Origin of the sequence: Flavobacterium foetidum (genome assembly GCF_004634245.1) — a bacterium.
Classification (GTDB): domain Bacteria; phylum Bacteroidota; class Bacteroidia; order Flavobacteriales; family Flavobacteriaceae; genus Flavobacterium; species Flavobacterium foetidum.
In genome coordinates this window covers 73,359-99,504 of the sequence record NZ_SJTF01000006.1, presented here as the reverse complement: position 1 = coordinate 99,504, position 26,146 = coordinate 73,359, and the positions used below count along the sequence as shown (strand labels likewise).

Here is a 26,146-nt window from a genome sequence, read left to right as displayed (position 1 = left end):
AATTATTTAACAAATTGAGAGCGAATCTCTTAAAACTAAAGGTCTTGTTTAAAAGTACGAAAAATTTGCGTATTTTTAAGGTGTAACAAATTTAAAACCAAGAATTAATACGAAATCCCAATGAATAAAATAGCCTTTTTTTCTACCCAGCCTTATGATAAAACCTTTTTTAATCAATACAATTCTGACTTTGGTTTTCAATTGGAATTTTTTGAAACCCAGCTCAATCCACAAACCGTTGCTTTAATCGAAGAATGTGAAATTGTATGTGTTTTTGTAAACGATATTGTCAACGAAATTGTCATTAAACAATTGGCAGAAAAAAACGTAAAGATCATTGCCTTGCGATGTGCCGGATTTAACAATGTAGATTTAGAAGCGGCGAAAAAATACAATTTAAAAGTATGTCGCGTGCCAGCTTATTCTCCTCAGGCCGTTGCAGAACATGCTATGGCCATGATTTTGACATTAAATAGAAAAACGCACAAAGCTTATAATAGAGTCCGCGAACAGAATTTCTCTCTAAACGGTTTATTAGGTTTTGATTTATACGGAAAAACAATCGGAATTATCGGAACCGGAAATATCGGAAAAGCCTTTTCTAAAATAGCATTGGGCTTTGGTTGTAAAGTCGTGGCTTATGATATTGTTGAGAGTGAAGAAATGAAAAAAGATGGTGTCTCTTTTGTGGGACTGCAAGAGATTTTTGAATCAAGCGACATAATTTCGTTGCATTGCCCATTAAATGATCAGACGAAACATATTATCAATCAAACGTCGATTTCACTTATGAAACAAAATGTGATGATCATTAATACCAGCCGAGGCGGATTGATAGAAACTGCTTGCGTAATTGAAGGCCTAAAAGCAGGAAAAATTGGTTATCTCGGAATAGATGTTTACGAACAGGAAGAAAAGCTCTTTTTTAGAGATCTTTCTGCCGATATCATTCAGGACGATGCCATTCAGCGTTTAATGAGTTTTCCGAATGTTTTAGTAACAGCCCATCAAGCATTTTTTACGAATGAAGCCTTGACACAGATTGCGCTGGTGACTTTTAATAATATTAAGTCTTTGTTAGCGAAAAACGATATTGAAAATCAAACAGCCCTTCTGGTATAAGAGGGGCCTAGAATTTAATTTGTCAATATTTTTTTGTAATTTAAATGAATATAAGCAAATGTAATGTGAATTTAAATAACAAATCATGAAACCATTAATTGTAATTATAATAGGATTTTTGATACTGTCTTCCTGTCAAAACAAAGTAAAGACAAAAGAAAATATTGTTAAGACTATTGCCTTGGATACTTTGTCGAAAACCGTTGCAGGAACGGCAGATTTAAGTGAAGCTCCTTCAAAAAACAGCGATGCAGTTGAGCGAATTAGGAAGCAGTTAAGACTTTTGCTTAAAAATGATTTTCAGGCAATGACAAAAGAAGATCGTTTCTTTTTTTACGGAGCTTTTGATTTGAACAATGACGGTAAAGATGAATATTTTGTTGGTTTCTCCAATTCCTATTTCTGCGGAACCGGAGGTTGTTCAGGTTATATTTTGAATAATGATGGAAGTGTAATCAACAAATTTACTGTAACCGATTTCCCGATTTATGTAACTACTTCATCAACTGAAAAATTTTATGATTTGGTATTTGAAAGTGCAGGAAAATTTCATGTTTTAAAAATGAAAAATGGAAAGTATCCTTCTAATCCGTCTGTTCAAGAAGTTTTAAAAGGAGATGTTTCAAAAGAAAGTACAAAGGTTTTGGATATTGAAGGAAAGAAAATGGAGAAGTATTCTTTTTAGCAAAATCATTTTATATGAAAAAAAGTTTTTTAGAATTCTTTTAGGTAGTTGTACTATTGTGATATAAAAGATTATAAATATTGTTCGTTATTGAAAGAACCTTATTGGTCGAGGAAAGTGATTTTTTTTCAATTGCATGTTTCGCTGACTAGTTATTTCAAAACTATCTAATTCAATCAATGAGTGTTTAGAAAGTAAGCATCTACAACAAACTTCATGCAACCTTACTTAATATTTTTACATCAGTTAGTTTTGAAGCATATGCTAAACAAGCTAATATGTCTTTGTTTTCAAGAGCAGGATAATCTTCAATGATTTCTTGAAATTCCATTCCAGAGGAAAGTAAGTCCAAAATCATTTCTATAGGGTAACGCATATTTCTCACTGTCGGTTTTCCATGACAGACATCAGGATTTATTGTGATTCTTGAAATTAGATTTTCCATAGTATTAACTTTATTCAAATATAAAGATATTATTCTATATAAAAAAAGAGCCTCTCATGAAGCTCTTTTGTAATTTAACTTAAACTTTATTCATTTTAGAATTTCTAAAATTCAAATTCTCCAATTAGAATCTTACTATCATTTTCGCGTTTGTTTTCTTTCTGACTCTGGAAAACAGCAATTTTGCGCTCTTGTCTTCCGTCAGAATAATACAGATAAACTTCTGCCATTATAGTCGTTGGACCAGAAAGAATATTCTGTCTCTCGCCAAAGAAATTGGTTTTAATTTTATATTTCCCTTTGATGGCTTTTTTTAATAAAAACTGTTCCGGGCCAAAACCTTGCGTGAAATCGTTGCTTAATCTTCCTCCAATTTCTGTTGATTTATGAGAGTAAGAACAATCTTCACCTCTTGGATCTGTAACCCAAAGATCGATGTCGGTATTGTCTTTATTCCAATTGATGACAACTCGAATATCGACAGGGAGATTTGCTTTTAGACGATTATCTATCTTGCTTCCATCAACATTCTTGTTTTGACTCAAAATGTTATTGATTTCCATAATCAAAATCTCTTCAATACCAGTGTCTCTTACAGAAATCTCATCGGTATATTCCTGATAAAGCATTGATTTGTATACATTAAGAGCTTCTTGAGGTTTTTTGTTGTCAACCAAAGCCAATGCATAATCCCTATGACTTTGAGGGTCGAAAGGTCTCCATTCTAGAATCTTTTGAGTAATCCACAATTCTTTATCATAATTACCTCTTTGTTTCAGCAGATAAGATATCGTTTTGTATAATTCTTCATTCTCCAAATCCAGTTCAGCTAATGTACTTAAAACCTTTAGAGAAAGAACTTTATCTCCTTTTCTGAATAGCAGTTTTGAAACATCAAAATAATAGGTAACCTGTTTTTCATATTTAGGACGATTTTCAAGATATTTCTGGTAAATCAATTCAGGAGATTGTAAAGATTGAAAATCTTTCATATACTCTTGAGTACTTTCAACCTCTATTAAAGTTATTTTGCCCGTGGATGATTTTTTATTGGCATCGCTTACTTGTTCACGTCCATATGCAATATTGTCACTGACAGCATCTTGTTGTGTGGTCAATTTTTGCGACTGTTTAGAAATTTTAGGATACTGTTTTTTTTCTGTAGCCTTAAATTCGCTATTCCACCAAGTTGCCAATTCACGTGTTTTATCAAAAGCTTTGGACAGCAGATTTTTTCTTTGTTCTAAAATTTGTCTTTTGTTCTGTGAAACGATTCTGTTGTATTCTGACAACAATTCTTGTGGAGGAGTGATTCCAAAACGTACATAATCATTAACGTCTTCCAATACAATAAGACTGGTATTCTTGCTTACTACTCCAAACTGTTCGCTCAAGTTTCTTATTTCATCGCGGTTTTGAGTCGAATTAAGTTCAAGATCATTAATTTTTCGTTGTGCCCAAAATTGTGCAATAGGCCAGTTATCTACTTGTACAGCGTTAGTGAAATCTACAGGAACTTCAAATTTCTTGTTTCCTACTGAAAAAACAGCAGTAAGTTTTCCCAAATTTGGAGATGAAATTCCAAATATATTCACTGGTTCGTTTACGGCAGTTCCAATGTTTGGGAACAATTCCTGAGTACTATTGGTTTCTTTAAAACCTAAAAACAGAATAGGAAGTCTATTGTACGTTTTTAAAGCAGATTGAGTGTCTAATTCGTTAAGATTGATAAAATTTCCTCCAGATTGTGATGCTAAAAGTTTAAGTAAATTAAAATCAGAAGTTGGTGTGCTTGTTATGCTGTTGACAGGTTTCTTGAATTTTAAAGTTAAATCACCAAAATTCGAAATTCCGTCAGAAAATAAAAGATATTCGTCTATTTGAGAGATTTCTTTTAAAGCGCCGAAATCGGTTCCGCCGTCGTATTTAAGATTGAGAATTCTGTCTTTTAAAGCACTCCAGTTTCCTCCAGAAACAGTAAATTCTTCTGTTTTTTCAAGAATATTATTTAAAAGGACAAAAAATACTGAAATGTTCTTGTTCTCTAAAAAATAAGCATTAAGAAAGTCTAGTTCTTTTTGATGATCTCTTTTGGATCCGCTGAATGAATTGTCCCAAATAATAGCAATTTTTTGAGATTTCGATTTTTCTTTTACGGGGAAATTCATCGAAACACTTGCTGCAAAATAAAATTTATTATCAGAGGCTTTTTGAAGCAATACACTTGAAGACTCATTAACTTTTGGAATCGTTATTTTGAGACTTTCATTTGGCGTAAAATTCGTTTTACTAATTTCTGCTATCCATTGATTTCCTTTTTTCTGAAAAGCAAAACTGCCATCTGGATTTTCCGTAATTTTAGGAGTTGTCAGACTTTCATTAATCAATACTTTTAAATTAAATTTTGGAATATTGACTGCATTGGCAAAACTTAGAAAATACAGATAATCAGTAGTAGCATTTTTTAATTCCTGATTATAAGTAATCTGAATCGTTCTGCTGCCTCTAGCTGGAATAGGGTAGATTCTGGTTCTGAAATTGTTTCCTTCTACTTTTTCAATAATACCAGGATCGACATTTCTTCTTTCGATACTTTCAAATACTTCTTTAGCTCGTTCTTTTGGAACAGGAACTGCATCTCGCAGACTTCCGTTGATGTCTAAAGCATAACCGCTTACATTTACGCCTTCAGGCAACGGAATGGTAAGTTTTCCTTCTAAAATTCGGTCACTAGAATTATAAAATATATAAGTTGCAGTTGTTGTTGCAAGATTTCCTAAAATTTTAGTTTCAATTTTTAAATCCTGCAAGGTTACAGAATTCTTTTTCTGATTCTCGACATCCAGATTTGGAATCTGTGAAAAAACGGCACTAAAGAACAGTAGTGCACAAATAGTAAAAATTTTATTCATGATTAATAAACGTGATTTTTTATTTGGCTATAAACGTAGGAAAATTCATTTGTTTTAAAAAAGTATTTTTGATCTTTTTAAAATTAAAGAGAATTAATATGTTTAGCCACAATTCCAAAATTGATACCTTGAACCTGATCGACTCCACTGAAATTTACTGCAATCAGCTGGCCACATTCGTTAAAGACTGGCGCACCGCTTGCACCATGTGTAGAAGTTATGCTGTATTGAATTTTATTGCCGTCTGATTCTTTACTTATTTGACCATTATAAAGCTGTACTTTTATTCCAGAATCTGTCTGTGCCAAATCCATTCCTAACGGATACCCCACCATAATTGCTTTTTGGCCTGGAGCCAAAGAAGAATCGTTGTCAACTGCATTATCAAGATTTATAACATGGCTAACATTTCCCGGAGTTATATGATTTGCTAGCTGTAAAATACCTAAATCAATATTGGTATCTTCGGATACTTTTTTTACTTCACAATTAAGCCACTCATCATTAGAGTCATGAAGGGCTACTTCAATATCTAAAGTTTTTACATATACTTCTATATTATCTATAGAAACATATTCTTTTACAGGGATTGATGCAGCAATATCGGTTGATGATGTATCAGTTTCGGTTTCTGCTTCGCTTGAACTAACAAATTCTTCACCTGCAGAATCACTTTCGTTACTCGACTCTTCATAATCGCCCTCTTCTCCTCCTTCGTCATATGATATCGAAGCATGTGTCCAGTTTCTTTCAATAAAACTTTGATACTCATCTTCTGCAACATCAGTAGTAAGAATAGAAGCAATCTTCATTCTTAGGTTTTGTATTGTGGTATTTACTTTTTCAGTCTCTTCATCAGATGCGTTCCATGGTTGCAAAACATGCCTATTGGTTATCATGTTTCCGTTTGTATCTACAAAAAAGCCAGTTCCGTAAATTGTTTCTTCCTTAGCGTCTTGGACCGTAAGCGGAATTTCATTTCCATTAATTTTTGCGAAATAACCGTATCTGTGTTTTATAAGTACAACGGCTTCTTTGTATGTATCATAGATTTTGGTATCGGTACCTAGACAAACAGTTTCAGTTTTAGGTTTAAAATATTTAAATCCAAAAAAGCCTGCGGCTGAGAGAAAGATAATTCCGATGATGGCAAATTTGTAGCGATTTCCTTTTTTTTTAGTTGTAGCCGAGGCCAAGTCTTCGTTGGGAGCGATTTTTCTAATTTTCATTTAGAGTATTGGTTGAAAAATGTTAATTGAATGGTTTTGGGTTTGAAAAATTAGACTTTTTTAACAAGTCAAATTGAGGTCAAATGTAGTAATTTGTTTGCTAAAAAAAAGTAAAATTAAAATCAATTCTGTGTTCAATTTTGCCCAGATTTCGACTTGTTTTTTTGCATTCAGAATGTATGCAGTTTGAAATAATTTTTAAGATTGTAAATTGTTGATTTATAAATATTTAAGGTGTATTTTGTTCTTTCAATAAATATTGCTAAAGCACCAATTTGAAATAGAAAAACCCGACAGGTTTAAAACTGTCGGGTTTGAAATTATTCGAAAGAAATATAATTACTTTCAATAAGATTTAATTTATATAAATCTTTGAACTCTTTTCTTTTTGTAGAAGCACTTGCTTTTATAATTCTTCTTTTACTTGGAAGACAAACAACGGCATTAAGGCTGTATGGATTGAAATCTATTAAACTTGAATAATGTTTAAATGTATTTTCTAATTGAGAATAAGCATCTTTTCTGTGATTTGCCTGATTCCCTTTGGCAACTTTAACTTCTGTAAAAAATACATCTTTATTGTTGCAAATAACATAATCACATTGACCGCCTTTAACCTTTTTCATTACACAATCATCATTTTGAACAAAATAAAACTCATCATTTGATTTGTTTTCAATATGTAAATGCCAAGGCTCTTTTACTGTAACAAATAAAACAGGATTAGATTCAAAGACAAATGTATGCTTGTCAGTAATAGTTTTTAGACAATTTTCTTCAATTTCAGGAAATGCTTCTCTAAGACGTGGAATCATAAATCAAGTAATTTATCAAATTCATTTGCAAAAGCATCTGAAACCCCATCAATCATATTTTCAGAAATCTGCCCTAATTTATCATTCATAATCTTTTTTGCTTTTCCATTTTTCAATTCGTAAGCAATAAAATTTTTAGGATTTAGCCAAGATTCTTTCTTTATAATTTTATTTACTTCTTTAGGATTGTTTTGACCTTTATCATGAGCTAATAATAAATTATTTATAGATGCTAGAACAAATGGACTATGAGTTGTTAATATTAAATTCTTTCTTTCATGCAAACAATTTTTAATTAAATATTTAATTAGTTCATGTTGCGCTCTAGGATATAAATTTAATTCAGGTTCTTCTACAACAAAATTGAAATTGTATTCTTCTTTTAAAGATTTTGAATACTCTACTAAAAGTAAAATTGGAATTACTGATTGTAAACCTGAAGCAGATTCTAATAAATTAACTTTTTCATTTTCATTATGATAGATAAACGAACTTTGTCCTTCTCTTCTATATTTTATTTTATTATCAATAATTCGAAGAGGTAATTCAGTTATAGTATTGATTGCTTTTTCATATTCTTGCCCACTGTTTAATAAGTATTTAGGAATTTGGATGTTATTATTAATCAAACCTAAAATATTTGTTTGGATTATTTGAAGAATATTTCTTTCTGTTGGGATATAGATAGAATCATATAGAAAAATAGCCGGAAATATTTCTACTAAAGCCTCATACAAGTATAAATAATTTTCAAAAACGTGTTCTTTTCCTAAAATTGATAAAATTTCATCAATGTGTATTTCATTTAGAATTTCTTTAGAACCATTGAAAAAAAGGTCTTTAAATTTTTCTTTTTGTTCTTTTAGCGGAAATAAATTATATATATTTTTATTGAAATCTTTATCATAAAATTTACAGTAATAGAGGCTCCCTTTTATTAAAGATTTGAATTTTTCATTTGCGCCATGTTTATTAGAAATTAGAAGAGGATCATCTTTAACTTCTTTATACATTTTAATTAAATGCGCTGGAGTTTGTTTTATAAAAGTTTCTGATGAATATTTTAGGAAGAAAGGAGTTGTAGATCGAAGTTGGCTGTTGTAATTAGTATATTCTATAAATGTTTCTTTCTTTAAATATGAAAGAATATTATACTTTTTTAATTCTTCTTCAAAAGAGATCGTATCATCTCTTCTAAATCCTTCATCTTCAAATATTGAAAGTAGTTTAGCCAAAGTACTTTTACCAGAAGCCTGCGCACCAATAAAAGTGACCATTTCTCTAACTTCAATATCAATATCTTTTAGAGGCCCGAAATTTTTAACAATAAGTTTTGCTCTTTCCATGTTTTCAAAATTAAGGAAAATATTTATATATGAAAAAGGAGCTTCAATAAAAGCTCCTTTTTAAATTTTTGTATGATTTTAAAGGAATTTACCCCACCAATTCAACAAATTTAAACTCGCCGTCAACGACAACTTTAGTCAAACCGTGTTTAGATAAGTTTTTCATAGAAGCATCCCATTTTTTACCGCTTAAGTTAGCAGAAACTTTAAGTTGTCCTAAATCCATTTTGTTTTCATTTCCTTTCAATAAAGTAATAATTACTTTTTCTTCCTCAGTCAATTCAATTTGAGCTTGTTTTTTCTCAGGACGCATTTGCGGGAACAATAAAACTTCCTGAATAGAAGCATTGTTTGTCAAATACATAATCAAACGATCCATTCCAATTCCCATTCCAGACGTTGGAGGCATACCGTACTCCAGCGCTCTTAAGAAATCCTCGTCGATAATTCCGTTTGCTTCATCATCACCTTTTTCAGAAAGACGCATCTGATCTTCAAAACGCTCTCTTTGATCAATTGGGTCGTTCAATTCAGAATAAGCATTTGCAATTTCTTTACCGCAAACCATTAATTCAAAACGCTCCGTCAAATCTGGATTATCGCGGTGTTCTTTACAAAGCGGCGACATTTCTTTTGGATAATCAGTAATGAAAGTTGGCTGAATATAATTTCCTTCACATTTTGCTCCGAAAATCTCATCAATCAATTTTCCTTTACCCATTGTTTCGTCAACCTCGATTCCCATTCCACGTGCTGCTTCAAACAATTCCTGTTCTGTTTTTCCAGAAATATCAAAACCAGTAAAATGTTTGATAGAATCGGTCATGGTAACACGTGCATAAGGCGCTTTAAAGTTGATTTTGTGCTCGCCAAAAGTAACTTCGCTAGTGCCATTTACAGCAATCGCACAATGCTCTAATAAACCTTCTGCAAACTCCATCATCCAGTTGTAGTCTTTGTAAGCTACATATATTTCCATTGCAGTAAATTCAGGATTATGCGTTCTGTCCATACCTTCGTTACGGAAGTTTTTAGAGAACTCATAAACACCTTCAAATCCACCAACAATTAATCTTTTTAAATACAATTCGTTTGCAATACGCATGTAAAGCGGAATATCAAGTGAGTTATGATGTGTGATAAAAGGACGTGCCGCAGCTCCACCCGGAATTGGCTGTAAAACGGGAGTTTCAACCTCCAAATATCCTGCATTGTTAAAATACTCTCTCATTGCACTAAATAGCTTGGTGCGTTTAAGAAAAGTTTCTTTAACCTGCGGATTAACCGTTAAATCTACATAACGCATTCTGTAACGCAACTCAGCATCATTAAAAGCATCGTGTACATTTCCTTCTTCATCCACTTTTGGCAACGGAAGCGGGCGCAACGTTTTACTTAAGAACGTAAATCCGCTTACACGAATACATTTTGCACCAACTTGAGTCGTAAACAATTCCCCTTCAATACCAATAAAATCACCTAAATCGGTTAATTTTTTGAATACTTGGTTGTATAATGTTTTATCATCACCTTCACACAAAACATCGCGATTCACGTACAATTGAATACGCCCTTCGCTGTCTTGTAACTCAGCAAAACAAGCTTTACCTTGATCACGAACACTCATCAAACGTCCCGCAACAATAACCTTCTTACCTTCCTCAAAAGTTTCCTTTATCTGCTTCGAAGTATGATTTACAGGAAAAAGATTAGCTGGATAAGGATTGATTCCCAGATTGCGTAAATTTTGAAGTTTTTCTCTTCTGATGATTTCTTGTTCTGATAATGCCATTTTATGCTATTTTTTTTAAGTGTGCAAAGATAAAGAAAAGAATGTAGATTTTAGAATGCAGGTTTTAGATTTTTTGAAGCAGCAATTTGTTGGGTTTCAATCCCCTTTAGTCCCGCTATTCATTCCAATCTTTTATGCCGAACGCCGGCATAAAAGGATTTCCATTTCTATCGGGGCTAGATAAGAAGATTTAGTTTTCAGAAGAACTTTGTATTGTAAGAAAATTAAATGTAAAACTAGCTATCTTAGCATCTTTTAAAATCAAAACCTTTTACCAAAAATGAAATATTTATTAATTGTATTACTTCTGATTTTAGCATCAAGCTGTCAAATAACCGAAACCATTACAATCAATCCTGATGGGAGCGGTAGTATAGAGCTAGAACAGTTTAGAGAAGAAAATAGTTATATTCAATTGGCTGGCGAAGAATATTCAAAAGAAAATGTTTTTCAGGATACTACCTATGTTTTTAGGGATTACATTAGTAAATACAAAGAAAATTTTTTGCAATATAAACCAAACGAGCAGCAATTATTCCAGAAATATGCGAATGTAAAAACACATATAAAGAGAAGTTCTTTTGAGAAAGAATTTAGAACTTCGTTCAAACTTGACTTTAATAAAGTCTCAGAAATCCCAGATTTATTTAAAACAGAAGATTATGCTTCAGACATTCAACATAATTATGCTTTAACAGCGGAAAGACATTATTTCAGGATTGGGTATTCTTTTGATGGAAAAACTTTTAAACGTTCGGTTTCAATTATAAATAATCTTGAATTAGAAAAGGCAAAAGAACAATCTGAAAATTTTGAAAAAAAATATGGTTCTTCAAAACTGGAACAATCTTATATATTAAGGTATAATTTCCCAAAAAAGATAAAATCGGTTTCCAATTCAAAAGTTATAATCAATTCGGATAAAAAATCGTTAACATTAGAATTTAAATTGTCAGATTGTTTAGGCAATCCGGAAATAACAAATCTCGAAGTAGTTTTAGAATAATAAAAAAGCCAAAAACGTGACATCTCAGTAACTTAGAATCTTAGAATCTCAGAACCTAAAAAACTTCGTATCTTTGATGAAAAATTGTACTCTTATGAAATTATATAAATTACTAAGCTTTTCTTTTTTAATAGCAACATTAACGAGTTGTACTTTCACTGAAAATATTACGATTAATGAAAACGGAACTGGAAAATTCTCTGTAGACATGGACGGTTCTGCTTTAATGGAAATGGCAGGCGACCAAATAGGAAGCCAAATGGGAGCCGATGCTAAAAAAGACATTGACTCTACATTTACTTTTAAACAACTATTTGAAGAGAAAAAAGACAGTATCGCAAAATTGTCTCCAGAAGCTCAAAAAGACTTGAAAAAATTGGAGAATTTTGTAGTGAGCACTAAAATGAGTTCTGAAAAAAAGCAGTTTTTAATGAACTTTGCGACAGATTTTAAAAATGTAAACGAATTACAAGATATTTTACAGACTATAAGTGCACTTCAAAAATTAGAAGGCGGCGCCAATGCTAGTCCGTTGGGAAGTGGTTTTGGAAGCAATAATAGTAAACTAAGTTATACTTACGACGGAAAGAAATTTACGAGAAAAGCGGTAATAGATAAGCAGAAACTGGCTGAAATTAAAAAAGATTCTACAGCAGGTATGACCAAAATGATGTTTGCGTCATCTAGTTACATTGTAAAGTATAATTTTCCCAAAAAGATTAAGAAAGTCTCTAATCCATATGCATTGTTTAGCGACGACCGAAAATCAATTACAATTCAATACTCTTTTACGGATTATATGGAGAATCCAGACAAACTCAACTTCGATGTTGAGTTTGAAAAATAATTAAAATGAACAAAAAAATCCAACTTCAGGATCTGGGTAATAAAGACTATAAATCGACTTGGGAATATCAGGAAGAATTATTTAAAGACATAGTCAATTTAAAAATCAAAAACAGAAGGGAAGAACTTGATCTGCCAACTCCAAATTATTTATTATTTGTAGAGCACCCGCATGTTTATACTTTGGGGAAAAGCGGCGATTTTGAGAATTTATTATTAAATGAAAAACAGCTCGAAGCCAAAGGAGCTTCGTTCTATAAAATAAATCGAGGAGGTGATATAACGTATCACGGGCCAGGACAAATTGTAGGGTATCCGATTTTAGATTTGGAAAATTTCTTTACAGATATTCACAAATATCTTCGCTACCTCGAAGAATCTATTATTCTTACTTTAGAAGAGTACGGTCTAAAAAGTGGCAGAAGTGAGGGCGAAACAGGAGTGTGGCTCGATGTTGGAACTCCGTTTGCGCGGAAAATATGTGCGATGGGCGTTCGAGCTTCGCGCTGGGTAACCATGCACGGCTTTGCGTTAAATGTAAATGTAGATTTGGGATATTTTGACAACATTATTCCGTGTGGAATCCGCGGAAAGGGAGTTACTTCTCTAAATGTAGAAATTGGTGTTGAAAAGGTAAACGAATCTGAGGTAAAAGAAAAAATCTTGAAACATCTTTCAAACTTGTTTGAAGCAGATTTTGTTTAAAAGAAATTAGAAAGGTTATCATGCCGGAAAAGTTAGTCCTAATAACTTTTCCGGTTTTTTTTGCTATTTATTAATAGATAAAAAATTTTAAAAGAGGTATTTTGAGAATTCTAGTTAACGTTTAAATTATAAAATTATTGCGTTTAGGTTAATTTTTTTGCTCAACTGGCGTTTTTATTAGGCTTAAATATTTTTTTATTCATAAAATACTGTATAAAATAGCCAAGATTAAGTTTGGTTTTAGTAGGTAAATACTAGTGAAAATAATACTTTTGTCTAATTTTGATAAATTTTTGAAGATTTTTTCGTTTTCTCGTTTAAGATTAATTTTAAAAGCATTTTTCTTTTTCGAAATCACTTAAATTTTACGAATAATTCAAAAATTAAAATATATTTTATGGTTTTGTTAAATTCTACGACAACTTTTTAATTAGTCCTCAATTTGTTGCAAAAGTGGTCTAAAAGCCTGTTAAAGCACGAAATTACGATATAATAGAAATAACGGCTTATTTTTATGAAATATGTTTTTTTAGGCTTTAAAAATTACGATTTAGTAATCAACTGTTAAAGTGTTATTAAAGAATTACAACTTTTATCTTCAAAAATGTTTGTTATTTTAAGAAATAATTAAGATGTTTGCCATCTACTAATTCAAAATAAATTAAAATGAAATTAAAATTTAAATGGATTTTTACGCTATTTATGGCGTTATCTATGCAGTTTTCTTTCGCTCAAGAGAGAACTGTAACTGGTACGGTATCTGATAAGACAGGTGCTATTCCAGGTGTGAACGTTCTGGTAAAAGGAACAAAAACGACTACTCATACAGATTTTGATGGTAGTTACTCTATTAAAGCAAAAACAGGAGATGTTTTAGTTTTCTCATACGTTGGTATGTCAAACAAACAAGTAACTGTTGGAACTTCAAATTCTGTTAATGTGGTTTTAGAATCTGAAGCTCAGTTAATGAATGAGGTAGTAGTTGTTGGTTACGGTGTTCAGAAAAGAAAAGAAGTAACAGGGTCTATTGCTAAAATCGCAGGAAAAGACATTTCTAACTTGGTAACTCCATCTTTCGAGGGTGTTTTAGCAGGTAGAGCGACTGGGGTTCAAGTATTGACTAACACGGGCCTTCTTGGTGCTGCTCCAAAAATTAGAATTAGAGGTATTGGGTCTATTTCTGGTAGTACAGAGCCATTAATTGTAGTAGATGGTATTCCAATTTATTCTGGTGATATTGGAGGGGTTTCAGCAACTAACGGTTTAGCTGATATTAACCCAGAAGACATCGAATCTTTTGATGTATTAAAAGATGGAGCTGCAACGGCTATTTATGGTTCTAGAGCTGCAAACGGTGTAATCTTGATTACAACTAAGAGCGGTAAAAAAGGTACTTTGAAAGTTGCTTACTCAAGTGTTTTTGGTGTTGCTAGTGCAGCTAAAAAATATGATTTGTTACAAACTCCTGACTTTATTACAATCTCTAATGAGAAAAGAGCAAATGCTGGAGCTACTCCGTGGGCAGCAGGTAGTACTTTCAATACAGACTGGCAGTCTGCAGTTTTAAGAAATGCTCCTCAAATGACGCACAACCTTAATTTCAGCGGAGGTTCAGAAAAAACTAAATACTATTTGTCTTTAGGTCTTTCTGATATGGAAGGGATCAACCTTTCTAATAGTATGAAAAAGTATTCTATTAGAGCAAACATTGACCAAGATATCAACAAATGGTTAAGTGTTGGTACTAACGTAGCTCTAAGCAGAACGGAATATAGCGGATTGAACAGCAATGCTAGTGGTCTTTCTGGAAACATCTTTAATACAATCAGACAGCTTCCAAATATCCCTATATATGATCCTGCAGATCCAACTGGATATAACCTTTCTCCTAACAACGCAACAGTTGGTAGATGGGACAACTTAGCTGAAGCAGGAGATAATATTACTAATATTATTTACGCTCTTGATCACAACAAATACAAATCAAAAACAACAAGAATTATTGCTAGTGCTTACGCAAATGCAAAAATTACTTCTGATTTGAGTTATAAATTACAAGTAAGTGCTGATAATGCATCAACAGACGGTTTCCAATACTGGAATCCTGTTCATGGAGATGGACGTACTTCAAACGGTATCGCATACCAAGAAAACAGAAATCTTTTAAGATGGAACTGGCAAAATATCTTGAACTACAAGCATACTTTTGCTGAAGATCATAATATTGGTTTAACAGGAGTTATGGAATATCAAAAATCTAGAGACCAATTATTATGGGGTCAAGGAAGTGATATTATCAGTGATTTCTTTGATGAAAACCTTGTAACAAATAGTTTTAATACTAAAGATACAGGTGGTGGTATTTCTGAAAAAGGTATTATCTCTTACTTAGGGCGTTTTACTTATAACTTTAAAGAGAAATATTTCTTACAAGCTTCTCTTAGACGTGACGGAATTTCTCAATTTGAGAAAGATGTTAGATACCATAACTTCCCTGGAGTTTCTGCAGGTTGGACAGTTTCTAAAGAAAGTTTCATGGAAGGAATCAGCAACGTAGTTTCTGATTTCAAATTAAGAGGTTCTTATTCAGAAGTTGGTAATGTTGATGTATTAAATGGAGCTGCTTATCCTTCAAAAGATCTTACAATTGGTTCTCCATATGCTACTTCAAACGGTATTGGTTACTATCAGTTCTCAAATCCGTTATTGCAGTGGGAAACTTCTACAAAAGTTGACTTTGGTGTGGATTTTGGATTCTTGAATAATCGTTTGACTTTAGCATTTGACTATTTCAAAAACGATATTGATAATTTAGTTCTTGCTGCTCCAACTCCTCCTTCTATTGGTATTCCTAACAATACAATCAACCAAAACGTTGGTAAAATGTATAACCAAGGATATGAGTTCGCAGTTAGCTTTAAAGCAATCAACAACGCAAACTTCTCTTGGGATCTTGCATCTAACTTAACGCTTACTAAGAATAAAGTTACTACTTTATATCAAGGACAAGCTATCGTAGGTGGATCTTCTACAGATACAAACATTGCTCCAAATATCATTATTGCTGAAGGTGAATCGATCAATTCTTTATATGGTTTCAGATATTGGGGAGTTAACCCTGCAAATGGTAACCCAGTTTATTACAAAGCAAACGGTAGTTTAGTACAAGGTAATATTAATACGCAAACTTATGCTGTATACGACCCTGCTAATCCAGCTAATGTGGGGACAACTGCAACTTTAACAACTGCTGATAAAACTATATTAGGAAACACATTGCCAACATATTATGGTTCATTTTCATCTAATATGAAATACAAAAACTTTGATCTTGGATTTATGTTCAGATTTAGTGGTGGAAACAAAATTTTCAACTCAACTAGAAGAGAGTTAATGAACCAAAACTTTAACAACAACGGAACTGAGATTTTAGGAAGATGGCAAAGTGCTGATAATCCTGGAGACGGATGGACACCAAAATTATATGCAAGTTCAAATACATTTACTAACCTTTCTGGAAGTGCTAGTACACGTTTCGTAGAAAAAGGTGATTTTATCTCACTTGATAACATTAGTTTAGGGTATACATTGCCTAAAATGTTACTAGATAAAATAGGCGTGGATAGTTTCAGACTTTTTGTTCAGGGACAAAATATCTGGTTAATTTCAGACTATAAAGGTTTAAATCCTGAAATGGAAACATCTGGAGTAGATATTAATGGTACTCCACGTGCTAAAGTAATATCTGTAGGATTAAATGTAAGTTTATAATAAAGACATATGAAAAATATAATAAAAACAATTTTGCTTTCTGCAGCGGTGCTTGGGATGAGTGCTTGTACAGAAGAAAAAATAGTGGATTTAAAACCAATCAACAATATTCTAAGTCCTGATGCTTTTACAACTCCTACGTTGATAGCAACATACATGAATGGTGTTTACAATGCAGCCGCAGTTGGACAGTACAATGCTGTTCCAACAAGTCCAAACGGTGGACGTGGATATATCTGGGGAGCTGCCTTTGTTGAGCAAGGAGAAACTAGAGGAGAAGATGTTGTAAATATGCAAACTTTTTATGAGTTAACATATAGAAGTACATATGATCCAACTACTGCTAATAACGTTTACTACTGGGTTGACGGTTACAGATTGATCAACAGATGTAATCTTATGATTGAAGGTACTAATGAAGCTGTATCAAAAGGTGTGATTACTAAAGCAATAGGTGATAATTACATCGGACAGTGTAAATTTTTAAGAGCTATAACACACTTAGAGCTTCTTACTTATTTTGCAAGACCATATCACTTTACAGCTGGTGCAACTCATCCTGGTGTGCCTTACAGAGAAGTAGGGGTAAATACCTTTGAAGAAATCAATTCAGAATCTGCAAAACCAAGAAATACAGTTGCTGAATGTTATGATAAAATTTTGGCAGACTTAAACGATGCTGAAGCTCTAATCACTACTGGTAGTAGTGCTACATTCTCTTCAAGAGTTATAGGAAGAGCTTCTAAATGGGCTGCAATTGCGTTCAAAACGAGACTTTATCTTCAAAAAAGAGATTGGCCAAATGTATTGGTTGAAGGTGCTAAATTAAATGGCGCTTTTGCTTTAACTGTTGACCCTTATGCTCCATTCCAAGGAACTACTGGTACCGCACCAAGCAATAGTGAATCTATTTTTTCTATTCAGCATTCAGCAATTTCTAATCCAACTGTTAATGGTGCTTTGGCTCCTATCTTAAAAGACAGAGCTTTAGTATGTATCAGTCCAATTCTTTGGAGAGATGCACAATGGCTTGCGGATGATAAGCGTAGAGAAGATGGAAAGTTTATTTACACTGCTTCAGGTGTTAAGTATACTAATAAATATACTGATGTTACTAATAGAACAGATGCAGCTCCAGTTATCAGGTATGCTGAAGTTGTGTTGAATATGGCGGAGGCTAATGCTCGTTTAGGAAATTTAGCAACTGCTTTGACTTTGTTGAACTCTGTTAGAGACCGATCTTTGGCTAATCCTGCAACTCAATCTTATACAACTGCTTCTTACGCAACTAATGCTGATTTAGTGGCTTTAATTCTTAAAGAAAGAAGAATTGAGTTTTTACAGGAAGGACGTAGATGGACAGATATTCATAGATTGATTAATGATCCAATCACTTCAGTAGCTACTAATGGTATTCCTGCAAAAGTTGCTAACGGTTCAGTTCCTGCGGCTGCGTTCGTATTAAGTACTCCTTATACGATTACTACTCCGATTGCGGCAATTCCTGCATCTGATCGTAGATTCTTGTGGCCATTACCACAGTTAGAAATGAATACTAATCCAGGTTTAGGTCAAAACCCAGACTGGTAGGATTAAAAATAATTATTGTAAAAAGCCCTCAATCTTTAGATTGAGGGCTTTTAGTTTTTAGAAGTTTTATGTTAGTTTTTTTATTATTATAAATCTAAAAAATCGAGCTGTAACTGTTCTGGTAGTAATCTAAAACTCATTCTATGATATTTTGTAGTTCCGTACTTTTTAATAGCCTCCCGATGCTCTTTTGTCGGGTAACCTTTGTTTTGTTTCCAATTATACATCGGAAATTCTTCATGAATTGTATTCATAAATTCATCCCTATATGTTTTTGCTAATATAGAAGCAGCGGCAATACTCAGAAATTTTGAGTCTCCTTTTATAATGCTTTGATGCGGAATTGATTTTAATAATGCTATTTCGTCTAACGAAAATTGTTTCCCGCAATTATTTTTCATCCCGAGTTTTGAATTTAAGGAGCGATTACCGTCGACAATAATAAATTCTGGCGTATGAGCCAGTTTTAAAATGCATTCCTGCATTCCTTTCATAGAGGCATTTAGAATATTTATTTCATCAATTTCATCTGCATGAAGATGGGTAACCGCATATGTTAGAGCTTGCTCTTCTATTAATGGCTTTAAAAGAAATCTGGTTTTCTCAGACAATTGCTTACTATCATTTAGTAATTGATTTTCGAAGTCTGCAGGTAAAATTACGGCTGCAGCAGTAACTGGTCCAGCAAGACAGCCTCTTCCAGCTTCGTCTGTGCCAGATTCTAAAATAAATCCCGAAAAATTTAATTGCAGCATTATATTTTTTTTAGTACTGCAAATATCAAGCTATTTTCCCAAGATGACAATTATTTTAATATTAACCTACAATTAGGAATTTTAAGGCATGTTAAAGTTCTAAATTTTAATATTATTCTTTTTTGTTTTAAAGCACATTAAACGACTGATTGTTATTTGTTTATGAGCGTTCTTTTGCTATTTGTAATCTTTGGTTTAATTTTAATTTATTTATATGTAAGAAAAAGGTTAAAATTTAACATTTAAATATTTTAATGTAAGATAAATAACTCATTTTTGTCGATTATTAACTCAAAATAATTTAACATGAGATTTAAATTTACATTTATTTTAACATTGCTTTTAATGTTAGGGTTACAGTTCGCCTTTGCTCAGGAACGAACTGTGACTGGTAAGGTCACTGACAAGACAGGAGCTATTCCGGGAGTCAATGTTCTTGTTAAGGGGACTAAGACAAGTACGCACACTGATTTTGATGGAAGTTATTCTTTAAAAGTAAAAACAGGGAATGTTCTAGTTTTCTCATACGTGGGAATGACAAATAAAGAAGTTACTGTTGGCGCGTCAAATACCATTAATGTGGTTTTAGAATCAGAAGCGCAACTTATGGATGAAGTTGTTGTTGTGGGTTACGGTGTTCAGAAAAAAAGAGAGGTGACAGGCTCCATTTCTAAAATTTCAGGAACTGATATAGCAAATTTAGTTACTCCCAGTTTTGAAGGAGTATTAGCAGGTAGAGCAACTGGAGTTCAGGTTTTGACTAATTCAGGGATTATCGGTGCAGCTCCTAAAATCAGAATTAGAGGTATTGCATCTATTTCTGGATTAACCGAACCTTTAGTCGTAGTAGACGGAATGCCAATTGTGAGCGGAGATATTGGAGGTGTCGCAAACACAAATGGTCTTGCAGATATTAATCCTGCAGACATAGAATCGTTTGAAGTTCTAAAAGACGGTGCCGCAACTGCTATTTATGGTTCAAGAGCCGCAAATGGTGTCATTTTGATTACCACTAAAAGCGGTAAAAAAGGAACAATGAAACTTAATTTCTCAAGCACTCTTGGTGTTGCTTCGGTTTTTAAAAAGTACGATGTGTTACAAACCCCTGATTTCATTACAATTTCTAATGAGAAAAGAGCAAATATTAATGCTTCTCCATGGGCAGCAGGAACCACTTATAACACAGATTGGCAAGGTGCTGTTTTCAGAAATGCTCCTCAAATTACTAATAATCTTTCTATAAGTGGTGGTACAGACAAAACTAAATATTATTTATCTCTAGGAATTACCGATCAAAAAGGTATCAATTTGGCAAATGAGATGAATAGATATTCTATTAGAGCTAATATTGATCAAGAAATAAACAGATGGCTTAGTATAGGCACAAATTTAAGCGTTGCTAGAACAGAATATAACGGATTAAATACCAATACAAATGGACTTTCTGGAAATATTTTTAATACACTAAGACAACAGCCAAATGTACCTATTTATGACGCAAGCAATCCAACGGGTTATAATCTTTCTAGTGACAACTCTACAGTTGGAAAGTGGGACAATAAAGAAGTTGTAGGAGAAAATATCACTAATATCGTTTACATTTTAAACAATAATAAATATTATTCAAAGGTAAACAGAACATTGGCTAATGTCTTTGCTAATGCTAAAATCACTTCAGACTTAAGTTATAGATTGCAGGTAAGTGCAGATAATGCTATTACAGGAGGATTGCAGTATTGGAATCCGGTTCATGGTGACGGACGTTCAAGAAACGGAATTATTTATAACGATAATACTGAATATACAAGATGGAATTGGCAGAATATAGTGAACTACAAGAAAACATTTGCCGAAAATCACAATTTGGGAGTGACATTTGTTTCAGAATATCAAAAACAAAAATATCAGAATTTCTGGGGACAAGGGAGCGACTTGTTGAGTGATTTTTACAATAAAAATCTTGTGACCAATTCTTATTCTACTAAAGATTCAGGAGGTTCTGTTCGTGAAAAAGGGATTATTTCTTATTTAGGAAGATTCAATTATAATTATAAAGAAAAATATTTTATTCAGGCATCGTTAAGACGTGATGGTATCTCTCAGTTCGAATCAGATGTAAGATGGAATAATTTCCCTGGAGTTTCTGCCGGATGGACTGTGACTAAAGAGAAATTTATGGAGGGAATTCAAGGTACGCTTTCTGATTTGAAATTAAGAGCGTCATATTCTCAAGTAGGAAACGTAGATGTTTTAGGAGGAATTGAATATCCTTCAAAAGGATTGACAATTAGTTCTCCATACGGTAGTTTAAATGGTATAGGCTACTCACAATTTGGGAATAGTGTCTTGCAGTGGGAGACTAGTAAGAAAATCGATTATGGAGTTGATCTAGGACTTTTCAACAATCGTTTAACATTAGGTTTTGATTATTACAAAAATGATATAGACGGTTTAGTGTTAAAGGCACCAGTTCTTCCATCATTAGGAATTCCTGATAATATTATTAACAGCAATGTTGGAAATATGTATAATGAAGGTTTGGAGTTTGCATTGACATATAAGGCAATAAATACACGAAATTTTTCATGGGACATTTCTTCTAATTTAACGCTTTCTAAGAACGTGGTAACTTCTCTTCCAAGCGGTGATATGATTGGAGGATCGTATGTTGGCGATTCCAATGTAAACATCGCACCAAATATTATTATCAGAGAAGGAGAATCAATTAATTCATTATATGGATACAAATACTGGGGAGTAAACAAAGCCAATGGTAATCCAGTTTATTATAAAGCAAACGGAAGTCTAGTACAGGCAAATTTGCCAGGTACATCTTATTCTGAGTTTGATCCAGCCAAACCGACAGATGTTTCTAAATCATCTTCTTTGGCTTCAACAGACAAAGTAGTTTTAGGAAATACGCTTCCTAAATATTTTGGTTCATTTAGTTCTAATATGAAATATAAAAACATTGATTTAGGTTTTATGGTGAGATTCAGTGGTGGTAATAAAATTTTTAATGCGACCAGAAGAGAGTTAATGAACCAAAACTTCAATAATAATAGTACTGAAATTTTAGGCAGATGGCAGAGTGTAGACAATCCTGGAGACGGATGGACACCAAGATTATATGCAGGTAGTAATAATACAACTAATCTTAATGGTAATGCAACTTCTCGTTTTATTGAAAGTGGAAATTTCATATCGTTCGATAATATCACTTTAGGATATTCATTACCAAAAGGGCTATTGGACAAAATTGGAGTAGACAGTTTCAGGATTTTTGCTCAAGCGCAAAATTTCTTCATGATTACCAAATATAAAGGTGTCAATCCAGAAATGGAAACTGCCGGAGTCGATGTAAATGGAACACCGCGTTCTAAAGTGATGTCGATGGGAATAAATGTAAGTTTATAATACAAAAAATATGAAAAATACAATAAAAACAATTTTGCTTTCTGTTATAGTATTTGGGATGAATGCATGTACAGAAGAGAAAATATTGGATTTAACCCCGATTAACAGTATTTCTGAAGCTGAGGCTTTTTCTACTCCCTCACTAATTGCAGCTTCTATGAACGGGGTTTACAACGCCGCAGCGATAGGAGCCTATAATAGTGGTTCTCCAAATGGAGGTCGAGGTTATGTTTGGGGAGCGGCTTTTGTTGAACAAGGTGACTGTCGAGGCGAAGATGTTATAAATACAGCCGCTTTTTACCAGTATACTTATGAAGGTAGTTATGATGCTACTACACCCAATAATGTATACTATTGGATTGACGGTTACAGACTGATTAATAGATGTAACTTAATGATTGAAGGTGTAAATGGAGCATTGGCCAAAGGAATTATAAACCAGTCTGTAGCAAATGACTATATCGGTCAGGCTAAATTTTTAAGAGCTATTACGCATTTTGAATTGTTGACTTATTTTGCCAGACCTTATAATTTTACAGCAGGGGCATCACATCCTGGAATTCCGTATAGAGAAGTGGGTGTGAATACAGCTGCAGAAATTGCTTCAGAAACTCCAAAACCAAGAAATACAGTTGCGGAATGTTATACAAAAGTTTTAGCAGATTTGACTGATGCTGAAAATATGATTACTACAAAAAACACAGCAAAAGCATCTAAAAATGCTGCGATCGCTTTTAAAACAAGAGTATATCTTCATAAGAGGGATTGGGCGAAAGTTATAGAAGAAGGAACTAAGCTAAACGGAGCCTATTCTTTAACAGCCAATCCAGGAGATCCTTTTATCTTGGCAAATAATTTGACAAATAGCGAATCTATTTTTTCAATTCAGCATTCATCAAGTGCTAACCCTAATACAAATGCTGCTTTGGCGAGTATTTTAAAAGGAAGAACTCTAGTAACGATAAGTCCAATTATTTGGAAAGATCCGAACTGGCTAGCTGATGATAAAAGAAGAGAAGAAGGTAAACTTGTTTTTACTGTTAGCGGAAGAAAATATACTAATAAGTATACTGATGTGACCAATTTCACTGATGCCGCTCCAGTTATTAGATATGCAGAAGTATTGTTAAATATGGCTGAAGCTTATGCACGTTTGTCTACCCCAAATACAACTGAATCGTTGAATTTGCTAAATAAAGTGAGAAACAGATCTTTAGCCAACCCATCAACACAAGCTTACACTGCTAGCAGTTTTGCTACATCTGCAAATTTGGTAAAAGCAATTTTAGCAGAACGTAGAATTGAGTTTGTTTTTGAAGGTAGAAGATGGTCGGATATCCACAGATTACAAGGCGATGACATTGCTCCAATCGATGGCATACCAGCTAAGATTACTAATGGCACTCCTGATGGAAGTTTATTTGTTTTGGACGGGAAACCGTATAGCGGGCCAAAAGGAGTTGCTGCGATACCTGGCAGCGACTATAGATTTTTATGGCCGATTCCGCAGGTCGAATTGAGCATATTCCCAGAATTAGGTCAAAATCCAGGATGGAATAAATAAAGATTACATAGTTATTTTCAAAGTCCTCAATCGTCTAGATTGAGGACTTTTTGATTATATAAAAAGAGGTTTCGAAAAAAAAGTTAATACTTACCTATAGATTTTTATTTATATGCGATTATCTTTTACCTTTGCTTGACAAATTTTATCAAAATATTTATATATAAAGCCATCAAATGAGAATTTTCATTTTTCTATATCTTCTAGTTATCCCATCTTTATTGTTTTCGCAAGAGAAAAACACCTCTAAAAATAATTTGGATATGAATACGAAATATTCAAGTATTACAGATACTGTAAAAAAGAAAAAATCTCTTGTGGCAAAAATTGATCAATATAAAATTATTACACTTGAACATGATACTATTCATGCAGATACTTCATTAACAATAAAAAGTGCTTACAAGCAAAATCATATAAGAAGAGATGAATTTGGGCTTTTGGCTTTTTCAAATATCGGGCAGCCCTATAATACATTGCAATACAGCCTCACTAGTTTTTCACCATATCCAGAAATTGGTTTTAAAGGAAAACATTTTAATTATATCGAAGCCGACCAGATTCGTTACTATTCTGCGCCGACTCCATTAACTGAACTGTTTTTCAATACTACCATTAATAAAGGTCAGAATGTTGATTCTTTTTTAACTTTAAATATTTCAAAAAATCTTAATTTGTCTATTGCATATAGAGGTTTGCGATCTGAGGGAGATTATATCAATCAGCTTGTAAGTGCAGGAAATTTTAGGTTCACCACTAGTTATGCCACCACCGATAGGAGATACGCAATTAATGCGCATTACACCTATCAGGATGTTTTAAATGAGGAAAATGGCGGAATTACTACGCCTTCAGACTTTGAAAGTGATAATAAGGATTACAAAAATCGTCAAAGGCTTCAGGTTTTCTTGACCGACGCACAGTCATTTTTAAAGGGGAGACGATTTTTTATTGACCATGCTTTTAGAATAAATCCACGAAACGCAAACAACAATTTGTATGTAACGCATCAGTTTAATTACGAAAATAAGGTTTACGAGTACAGACAGCCAACAGTTATCTCTGCAGCAGATGCACTGCGTATACAGCGTTTTGGAAATTCGTATGTGACTAGCGGAATCAACGACCACACCAAATTCGAAAGACTTTATAATAAAGTGGGAGCTACGTATGAAAATTCGCTTCTGGGAAAATTTAATTTTTTTATAGACGACTACAGGTCTAATTATGAGTACAATCGTGTAATTATTAGGCCTGGCAATATCATTCCGGATAATTTGTATTTGCAGATTAACAATGTTGGAGGTCAGTATGAGTATCAGAAGAATAAATGGAACGGGAGATTTTTGTATTCAAGGTCAATCACAAATCAGTCGCTTTCTGATTTAGATGCTAAACTGCGATACGATATGAACGAAAAAATTAAGTTTGATTTCAGGTATCGCAATATAAACAAGTTGCCAAACAATAACTACAATTTATTTCAAAGCAGTTGGGTAGAGTACAATTGGTCAGAAAATTTTAAGAATGAAAAAATTAATTCTTTAAGTGCAGAAATAACAACACCGTGGCTTAATGCGCAGGTTCAGTATACAGTTCTGAAAGATCATTTGTACTTTAAGGATGCGGCGACTCAGTCTCAAAAAGACAGTCTCATCCAGATTGTGAAACCTTTTCAGTATGGAAATGTGATTAATTATTTGGAAATAAAAGCCAATAGAGAATTTAAATTCGGAAAATTTGCTTTAGATAATACTCTTTTATATCAAAAAGTTGATCAGTCTGACCTTATTTTAAATGTTCCTGATTTTGTGACTCGAAATACATTGTATTATTCTGGGTACTTTTTCAAAAAGGCACTTTATATGCAGAGTGGTTTTACCTTTAATTATTTTACAAAATATTATGGCGATGGTTATAATCCTGTAGTGGCTGAGTTTTTTGTACAACAGGAAAAGAAAATAGGAGGCTTCGCTGCATTTGACTTCTTTATAAATGCAAGAATCCGTCAAACGAGATTTTATTTGAAAGCAGAACATTTTAATGCCGCTTTTTCTAAAAGCAATTATTTTTCTGCACCCAATTATCCGTATCGCGATTTCGTAATCCGATTTGGTCTGGTTTGGAATTTCTTCCAATAAACCGG

Annotated in this window: 17 protein-coding genes; 10 read left to right on the top strand and 7 right to left on the bottom strand. The window is 33.1% G+C overall.

Annotated elements, in window-relative coordinates:
* Positions 1-120: 120 nt before the first annotated feature.
* Positions 121-1,122 carry a 2-hydroxyacid dehydrogenase gene (locus E0W73_RS09590; protein ID WP_135221859.1) on the top strand — a complete coding sequence of 334 codons (1,002 nt, stop codon included), beginning with the start codon at positions 121-123 and terminating at the stop codon, positions 1,120-1,122.
* 85 nt (positions 1,123-1,207) lie between these two features.
* Complete coding sequence (locus E0W73_RS09585; protein WP_135221858.1) at positions 1,208-1,807, top strand: hypothetical protein; 600 nt, start codon at positions 1,208-1,210, stop codon at positions 1,805-1,807.
* A 214-nt stretch (positions 1,808-2,021) separates the two neighbouring features.
* Here the strand turns inward: E0W73_RS09585 and E0W73_RS09580 are convergent, their stop codons facing one another.
* The 6 genes from E0W73_RS09580 to lysS form a co-directional block, all read right to left on the bottom strand.
* The gene (locus E0W73_RS09580) at positions 2,022-2,252 is read right to left on the bottom strand and encodes a DUF433 domain-containing protein (RefSeq protein ID WP_135221857.1); all 231 of its coding nucleotides are present in this window, start codon (positions 2,250-2,252) and stop codon (positions 2,022-2,024) included.
* Positions 2,253-2,356: 104 nt separating this feature from the next.
* Complete coding sequence (locus tag E0W73_RS09575) at positions 2,357-5,164, bottom strand: VIT domain-containing protein (protein ID WP_135221856.1); 2,808 nt, start codon at positions 5,162-5,164, stop codon at positions 2,357-2,359.
* Between the two features lie 83 nt (positions 5,165-5,247).
* Positions 5,248-6,393 carry a S1 family peptidase gene (locus E0W73_RS09570; RefSeq protein ID WP_135221855.1) on the bottom strand — a complete coding sequence of 382 codons (1,146 nt, stop codon included), beginning with the start codon at positions 6,391-6,393 and terminating at the stop codon, positions 5,248-5,250.
* 320 nt (positions 6,394-6,713) lie between these two features.
* On the bottom strand, positions 6,714-7,208 hold the full coding sequence (locus E0W73_RS09565) for a hypothetical protein (protein WP_135221854.1): 495 nt from the start codon (positions 7,206-7,208) through the stop codon (positions 6,714-6,716).
* Positions 7,205-8,554: an AAA family ATPase gene (locus E0W73_RS09560; protein WP_135221853.1), complete on the bottom strand. Its 1,350-nt coding sequence runs from the start codon at positions 8,552-8,554 to the stop codon at positions 7,205-7,207. The genes E0W73_RS09565 and E0W73_RS09560 overlap by 4 nt, the downstream gene beginning before the upstream one ends.
* A gap of 88 nt (positions 8,555-8,642) precedes the next feature.
* On the bottom strand, positions 8,643-10,346 hold the full coding sequence (lysS, locus tag E0W73_RS09555; protein ID WP_135221852.1) for a lysine--tRNA ligase: 1,704 nt from the start codon (positions 10,344-10,346) through the stop codon (positions 8,643-8,645).
* Positions 10,347-10,626: 280 nt separating this feature from the next.
* Between lysS and E0W73_RS09550 the strand changes: the two genes are divergently transcribed.
* From E0W73_RS09550 to E0W73_RS09530, 5 genes are all read left to right on the top strand, one after another.
* Entirely contained in the window at positions 10,627-11,352 is a 726-nt protein-coding gene (locus E0W73_RS09550) for a hypothetical protein (RefSeq protein ID WP_135221851.1), read from the top strand.
* 94 nt (positions 11,353-11,446) lie between these two features.
* The gene (locus E0W73_RS09545) at positions 11,447-12,199 is read left to right on the top strand and encodes a hypothetical protein (RefSeq protein WP_135221850.1); all 753 of its coding nucleotides are present in this window, start codon (positions 11,447-11,449) and stop codon (positions 12,197-12,199) included.
* A gap of 5 nt (positions 12,200-12,204) precedes the next feature.
* Entirely contained in the window at positions 12,205-12,903 is a 699-nt protein-coding gene (gene lipB / locus E0W73_RS09540) for a lipoyl(octanoyl) transferase LipB (RefSeq protein ID WP_135221849.1), read from the top strand.
* 666 nt (positions 12,904-13,569) lie between these two features.
* Positions 13,570-16,674, top strand: coding sequence for a SusC/RagA family TonB-linked outer membrane protein (locus E0W73_RS09535; RefSeq protein ID WP_135221848.1), 3,105 nt, complete (start codon positions 13,570-13,572; stop codon positions 16,672-16,674).
* Positions 16,675-16,683: 9 nt separating this feature from the next.
* Positions 16,684-18,264, top strand: coding sequence for a RagB/SusD family nutrient uptake outer membrane protein (locus E0W73_RS09530; protein WP_135221847.1), 1,581 nt, complete (start codon positions 16,684-16,686; stop codon positions 18,262-18,264).
* A gap of 86 nt (positions 18,265-18,350) precedes the next feature.
* Here the strand turns inward: E0W73_RS09530 and E0W73_RS09525 are convergent, their stop codons facing one another.
* Complete coding sequence (locus E0W73_RS09525; protein WP_135221846.1) at positions 18,351-19,019, bottom strand: ribonuclease HII; 669 nt, start codon at positions 19,017-19,019, stop codon at positions 18,351-18,353.
* Positions 19,020-19,325: 306 nt separating this feature from the next.
* Here E0W73_RS09525 and E0W73_RS09520 point away from each other — a divergent pair, with 306 nt between their 5' ends.
* From E0W73_RS09520 to E0W73_RS09510, 3 genes are all read left to right on the top strand, one after another.
* A complete protein-coding gene (locus E0W73_RS09520) occupies positions 19,326-22,436 on the top strand; it encodes a SusC/RagA family TonB-linked outer membrane protein (protein ID WP_135221845.1) in 3,111 nt (1,036 codons plus the stop codon).
* 10 nt (positions 22,437-22,446) lie between these two features.
* Positions 22,447-24,000 (top strand): RagB/SusD family nutrient uptake outer membrane protein, encoded by a 1,554-nt coding sequence (locus E0W73_RS09515; RefSeq protein ID WP_135221844.1) that lies wholly within the window; start codon positions 22,447-22,449, stop codon positions 23,998-24,000.
* A gap of 176 nt (positions 24,001-24,176) precedes the next feature.
* Positions 24,177-26,141, top strand: a complete 1,965-nt coding sequence (locus tag E0W73_RS09510) for a putative porin (RefSeq protein WP_135221843.1) — start codon at positions 24,177-24,179, stop codon at positions 26,139-26,141.
* Positions 26,142-26,146 lie beyond the last annotated feature (5 nt).